Here is a 6,786-nt window from a genome sequence, read left to right as displayed (position 1 = left end):
CCCGATCTTCGGGGACGAACAAAGCATTCACGAAGTGCGCAATAATTGCAAATAGAAAATGGCAAAATATTTTAACATAATTAAAGTAAAACTCAGCAAAGCTGCACAATTTGCTCCCCCTTCCCTTGATTAAAAGAAGGGAAGGGGGGCGGGGGGTTAGGATCTTCAGCAAAAAAATTTTGGCATCCCGTTAAGCGGGATTGATGTTTTGGAGGAAGAATTCTAAGATTTTGTGTACGAAAGAATAACAAAAGCGCGGGTGCACTTCAACGCAATTTTACCCGCCGTAACTCAATACCAGGGTGGTAATAGATAAATAGATTAAAATGCCCAGAATGTCATTGGTCGTGGAGATGAAAGGAGCGGCAGCCAGGGCGGGATCGATGTTCAGCCGTTTGAAGGTCAGGGGCACCAGGGCGCCGATGATGGCCGCGTTATTGATCACCACAAAAATGGAGATGGCCAGGATGCTGGCAAAAAAGGCTGAGTCCCACAGGTACACAATGGTAAACAAAACCGTGGCAAAAAAAAGGCTGTTTAAAAACGAAATTCTGAACTCTTTGAGCAAGCGTGGTCCGGTGTCTCTTAAACTTAAGTCACCAGTGGCCAAACCACGAATAACGATGACGCTAGCCTGTTGCGCCGTGGAACCGCCCATGGCCATGATAATGGGAATGAAAAAAGCGACCATCAACTTCTGTTTCAGGGTTACATCAAACTGATTGAGGATAAAAGCGGCCAGCAATTCACCACAGAAAGCGACCAATAGCCAGGGCAGGCGATCTTTGGCCAGCTTAAAGATGGAATCTTCTGTAATCTCTTCGTCCGGGGCGCCCGCAATATAGGCCATGTCTTCAGAGCCCTCTTCTTCCAGAACATCCACAACATCATCAATGGTAATCCGTCCGATCAGATGGCCCTGCTGATCGACAACAGGCATACTGACCAGGTCGTATTTGCGAAAGATATTGGCCACTTCTTCCTGATCCATATCCGGCGTAATCTGCGGTAAATCTGTTTTCATGATCTCTTTTAAGGTGGTGTGATCTTCAGCCAGAACCAGATCGCTCAACGCCACAACGCCGACCAGATGGTTTAGGGCATCGACCACGTAAATGGAATAGACATCTTCGATTTTCCCCTGGGCTTTGAGTCTGCGGATTTCCTGAATGGCCTGGGTTACAGTGGCCTCCATAGGCAAAGCCACGTATTCCAGGGCCATGATGCCGCCGGCCGTGTCCTCTTCGTAGTGTAGCAGCTCTTTAATTTCATTGGAATCCTCTTCCGGAATGCGTTCTAAAATTTCCGGCACCACTTCTTCCGGCAGAGAAGAGACAAAATCGGCTGCATCGTCGGAATCCATTTCATCTACAATGGTTGAAATTTTCTCCACGCCTAATTGTTCGGTGAGCTCTTCCATGAGCGGAGGATCGAGTTCAGACATGACATCACTGGCGATATCTGCAGGTAAAATGGAAAACAGGTAGGCGCGTTCATCTTTTTTCAAATGTGATAAAATCCCGGCAATGTCGGCCGGATGGAGATCAATCAGAATATTTTGCAGAGCTCCGGTGCTTCTTTTTTCGATTAAGACTTCAATATCTTCCAGGATGTCATCCACGTCAATGTGTTTCATGGCTTAAGGCCTTGCTTATTTGATTTGTGATTTGTTTAAATGCTTCTACACTCAGTTGTTCGGGTCGCATTTTTAAGAACGATTGATCTAGACAATTTAATACTTTTTTTTCAAAAATTCTACTTAAACTGTTTTTTAAAGTTTTGCGTCTGTAGTTAAAAGCGGAACGCACAATTTTACGGAACAGGCCCACGTCCTGCAGATGGTCGATCTGCTGGCGAAAGGAGAGGGTAAAGACCGCTGAATCCACTTTGGGGACCGGGAAAAAATTCCCGCGGCCGATTTCGAACAAAAATTTCGTCTCGGCAAAAAGCTGAGTCATAATGGACAAAATGCCGTAGTCCTTGCTACCCGGTTGGGCGCAAATTCTCCTGGCCACTTCTTTCTGGGTCATCAGTACGGCACGCTTCAGGCAATGATAGTGATCCAGTAAATGAAAAAGAATGGGACTGGTGATGTGATAGGGCACATTGCCGATGATTTTGAGGCGTTGTCCCTGGCCCAGGGTGCACAAATCAACCGCCAAAATATCGGCTTCAATAATCTCGAGTTGCTGGCTCCATTTCTCCTTCAACAGGTTGACCATGCGAGGATCGAGCTCTACAATCAGCAGCCTTTTGTAGGGCTGCCTGATCAGGTGTTGGGTCAGGGCGCCCTGGCCCGGGCCAATTTCCAAAACAATGTCCTGGGCTTCCATGTGCAGGGCTTCTACAATTTTTTGCTGAAAATAGGGATTGGTCAAAAAGTTTTGAGAAAATCGTTTTAAGGGGCGCATAAATTGGTCTGCTTGGCCAGTGCTCAAATGTTCAGTTTTTTAAAAAGGTGTTTGGCGTTTTCGGTTGTAATCCGACCCAGCTCTTCCAGGGCAAGACCTTTAATTTCAGCAATTTTTTTGGCTGTGTGTACAATAAAAGCCGGTTCATTTCTTTTACCCCGTAAAGGAACCGGCGTTAAAAAGGGACTGTCCGTTTCCAGTAAAAGGCGTTCCACCGGCACTCTTTGCACCAGGGGTTCGGCGGTTGAGTTTTTAAAAGTGATGTTGCCGGTGAAAGAGATAAAGAAAGAGGTTTTAAGAATGTGATCTAAATAAACTTCATCCCCTGAGAAGGAATGGAGGACCCCTTCGGTTAATTCCAGTGATTTTTCAGCAATAAACTCCACTAGGTCGGCCTGAGCTTCACGATTGTGGACGATTATGGGTAAGCCCAATTTTTGGGCGATCGATGTTTGATAGAGGAAGACGTTTTTCTGAACCTCTTTTGGCGCCCGCATGTGGTAGTAATCGAGTCCTATTTCGCCAATGGCCACCACTTTTTCGTGATGGGCCAGGTCTTCAATGACATCAAAATCACGGTCGGGCACATCGGCGCATTCTGTGGGATGGATGCCCACGGCGGCAAAGACGATGGCGTATTTTTCAGCCAGATCAACGGCCCGTTTGGAGGACTCCAGATCAACGCCGATGGTAATAATGCCAGCCACGCCGTTTTCAATAGCTCTTTGAATCACCGACTCCCGGTCTTCGTCAAACAGATCAAAATCCAGATGGGCATGCGTGTCGACAAACAGTTCCATGTTCTATCCTTTCCTGTAATATGGGCCTATCGAATTTCGCTGCCCGCGGGTAAGCTTTCATCCATAACCGTGAGCAGAGATAATTTACCATCAGCCGATGCTGCCAGCAACATGCCATTCGATTCCTGACCAAACAGTTTAGCCGGTTTTAAATTAGCGACCACCACAATCCTTTTGCCAATCAAATCCTGCGCCTGGTAGTGTTCGGCAATGCCGGCAATAATCTGCCGCTGTTCATTTCCCAGGTCCACTTTAAGCTTTAATAATTTTTTTGATTTTGGTATGGGTTTGGCCTCTAAAACGACGCCCAGTTTTAACTTGACTTTTTGAAAGGTTTCGTAATCGATTTTCTGTTCGGGAAGGGGTTGAGCCGTGTTTTCCAGAGCAGCCTGTAGCTTTTGGATTTCGGCCTCAATCTCGCTGTGTTCAATCTTTTTGAACAGAATTTGCGGTTTGTTTAAAACGTGGCCTTCCGGCAGATGGTGTTCTACGAATTCGTCCCAGGTGTGCTCTTCTCCGATATTCAGGATGTTCCAGATTTTGCGCGCCGTAAAGGGCAACAAGGGTTCGCTAAGCACCGAAAGAGCGGCCACGGTTTGCAAGCATAGGTGAATAGTTGTGGCGCAATCCGTTGGATTGCTTTTACGCGTTTTCCAGGGTTCTTTGTCATTGAAATATTTGTTGGCAAAACGGGCCAGGTCCATGAATTCCCGCACGTAGGCTTTAAATTGAAAAGTGTCTAACAATTGGCCCAGTTTGTCTGGTGCCTGTTGCAAACGCTTTAGCAATTCCTGGTCCAGATTTGATAGCGGGCCGCGGGCGGGTACTTTGCCCTCAAAATAGCGGTGGGCAAAGCTCAGAGTACGATTCACAAAATTGCCGTAAATGTCGGCCAGTTCGTTGTTGTGGCGGGCCTGAAAGTCTTTCCAGGAAAAATCGGCATCGCGGTTTTCCGGCAAAATACTGGCCAGCACGTAGCGTAGAGAATCGGGTTCAAATTTTTGCAAATAGTCGTCCAGCCAAACGGCGTAATTGCGGCTGGTGGAAAGTTTGTTTCCTTCCAGATTTAAAAATTCATTAGCCGGAACATTGTCCGGCAGGACATATTCGCCGTGGGCCATGAGCATGGCGGGGAAGATCAGACAGTGAAAGACGATGTTGTCTTTGCCAATAAAATGCACCAGACGCGTTTCCTCGTTTTGCCAGTATTCCTTCCACAGCTCTGGTTGGCCCTTGTTTTTGGCCCACTCTTTTGTGGCGGAAATGTACCCGATGGGCGCATCGAACCAGACGTAGAGTACTTTACCGGTGGAATCTACGCCGTATTTTTGGGCTACATCAGGCGGGACGGGCACGCCCCAGGGTAAATCGCGTGTAACGGCCCGGTCGGTGAGCCCTTCTGTAAACCAGCTTTTGATCTGGCCCAGCACATTGGCTTTCCATTCCGGATGGGTGGCAATCCATTCCTCCAATGATTTTTGAAAGCGGGCCAGTGGCAGGTACCAGTGCGTAGTTTCCTTGAGCACCGGTTTGGCGTTGGTAATGGCCGAGCGGGGATTGATTAATTCCGCAGGACTAAGCGATTTTCCACACTTTTCACATTGGTCGCCATAGGCATTTTCAAAACCGCAGGAGGGACAGGTACCAATGACAAAACGATCAGCCAAAAACATTTTGGCTTCGGGATCGTACAGTTGTTTTTCGGTTTTAAGCACAAAAACATCTTTTTCGGCCAGAACGCGGAAAAAATCCTGACTGGTCTGATGGTGAACCGGCGAGGAAGTCCGGCCATAGTAATCAAAGCTCATGCCAAATTGTTCAAAGCTCTTTTTATTCAATGCGTGATAACGATCGACAATATCCTGGGGGGAAACCCCTTCGGCGCGGGCGCGCAACATGATGGGCACGCCGTGTTCATCGGAACCGCAAATGTAAATGACATCCGATCCTTTCAACCGGTGGAAGCGGACAAAAATATCGGCCGGTAAATAGGCCCCGGCCAGATGCCCTAAATGAATGGGCCCGTTAGCATAGGGTAAGGCGCTGGTGACTAAGATTCGCTGCTTCAAGTTTTTTCCCTCGACTTTCTTTTTCAACACAATAGTAGGCTGCAATTTAAAACAGTGTTCCATTTTTTGCAAATACCGCCCAAAAAATTCTTACTGGCCAGGGAATTACAAAGGCTTAAATCTACCAGGACAATAATTCTGTAAAACTAAGGCAGCAAAGCCGCAACTTTTAAAAAAACCGCAAAGGGCACAAAAAAGCACTTTTAATTAAAAATTACGAAATACGAATTATTTTGTGAAAGGGCAAGTAGTGCCCTGAAAGGCGAAGGACCGTACCGAGTGTCATTCCGACCCCGCTTCAGCGGGGTCGGAATCCCTTTCACTGGCAAACAATTCCTAAGCAAACGTAACTCGAGCTTCAGCTCGATATCTCCAATGGTAGTCTGAATTCCCCCTCTCCCCGATTTTCGGAGACAGGCCCGCCAGTCTGGCAATGCACAGCCGGTTGAAGCGAAGCGGAAATCCCGATCTTCGGGGACAGGCCAGTCTGGCAGCACCAGCCTGACAGGCCCGTCTGGCCAGCCGGACAGGCCCGTCTGGACGGCTGTCCAGACGGACAGGCCATTCAACAATTAAACAATTCAACAACTCAACCTTTTTTTTACTTCCTCACACAGCACAAAAATATTCGCACCCTAATGCATTACATCTTTTGAGGAATGTATTCTAAAAAAAAAGCCGGTTTTACAAAATGAGGGTAGGGTTGCGCTCCTGGTCTGAACTTTCTTGCAGTTGTTGTTTAAAACGAAGGGCGTCTTCAAAACTGCTCTGGTTATTGAACAGAAAAAACACCTCCTGCGCGTCGGACAGATTTCGGACACAGGTTTTTAGCCAGTGCAGGTCCTGATCAGTGTACTTGTAACGGTACATTTTTTTGCCTGGCGGTTTACCGTGCAAGCGGAAATAGTAGCGTGTACCGGTGGTACTCTGTTCTTTAAAAGGATCGACGCAGTGGATGAGATTCAGGTTGCGACACAGCGTTTGTACCACATTGGCTTCCCATGGCGCTCTGAGTTCCAGGGCGCAAAGAAAGGGCTCGCGGTCGATAGTCGAGAAAAAATGCGTCAAATTGCGAATGGATTCCTCGCTTTGTTTAAAAAGCGGCGGGCACTGAAAAACGATGATTCGGGCCGCAATAATTTCAGCAATTTCTCGCGTCTTTTGCCAGGCTTTGAACACTTCGTCGGTATTTTGAAAGAGTCCTAATTTTGTGCGATCAAACTCCTTCATTCTGGAACGGCGATAGGTGGGCATGTGCCCGGGATGCGTAATGCCCTGCCAGGCTTTCATGGTAAAGATAAAATCGTCAGGCGCTTCTTCTTTCCATTTAAAAGCGGTTTCGGTTTTAGGTAAACTGTAAAAGGTGATCTGTAGCTCGATCAGTTTAAAATGGGCATAGTATTTTTGTTTGGAGCAGGGATAGCCGCAACACCCCACAAACGCCTTAAAGGCCATTACCTCTTCCCTCATTGGTGAAATGGAAACCGTTTTAACTAAATTTACAGT

At 47.2% G+C, this 6,786-nt stretch carries 5 protein-coding genes; all 5 read right to left on the bottom strand.

Going from position 1 to position 6,786, the window contains the following annotated elements; translation table 11 throughout:
- Positions 1–277 precede the first annotated feature (277 nt).
- Complete coding sequence (gene mgtE, locus ACWB0I_RS06035) at positions 278–1,636, bottom strand: magnesium transporter (RefSeq protein ID WP_479387143.1); 1,359 nt, start codon at positions 1,634–1,636, stop codon at positions 278–280.
- Positions 1,623–2,411, bottom strand: coding sequence for a 16S rRNA (adenine(1518)-N(6)/adenine(1519)-N(6))-dimethyltransferase RsmA (rsmA, locus tag ACWB0I_RS06030; RefSeq protein ID WP_479387142.1), 789 nt, complete (start codon positions 2,409–2,411; stop codon positions 1,623–1,625). The genes mgtE and rsmA overlap by 14 nt, the downstream gene beginning before the upstream one ends.
- A 23-nt stretch (positions 2,412–2,434) precedes the next feature.
- Positions 2,435–3,211 carry a TatD family hydrolase gene (locus tag ACWB0I_RS06025; protein ID WP_479387141.1) on the bottom strand — a complete coding sequence of 259 codons (777 nt, stop codon included), beginning with the start codon at positions 3,209–3,211 and terminating at the stop codon, positions 2,435–2,437.
- Positions 3,212–3,237: 26 nt separating this feature from the next.
- Positions 3,238–5,343 carry a methionine--tRNA ligase gene (gene metG, locus ACWB0I_RS06020; protein WP_479387140.1) on the bottom strand — a complete coding sequence of 702 codons (2,106 nt, stop codon included), beginning with the start codon at positions 5,341–5,343 and terminating at the stop codon, positions 3,238–3,240.
- Between the two features lie 621 nt (positions 5,344–5,964).
- Complete coding sequence (locus ACWB0I_RS06015) at positions 5,965–6,735, bottom strand: DUF72 domain-containing protein (protein WP_479387139.1); 771 nt, start codon at positions 6,733–6,735, stop codon at positions 5,965–5,967.
- Between the last annotated feature and the right edge of the window lie 51 nt (positions 6,736–6,786).

Source organism: Caldithrix sp., from assembly GCF_056497305.1.
The sequence above is the reverse complement of the archived record's forward strand: the minus strand, read 5'-3'. Positions and strand labels throughout refer to the sequence as shown.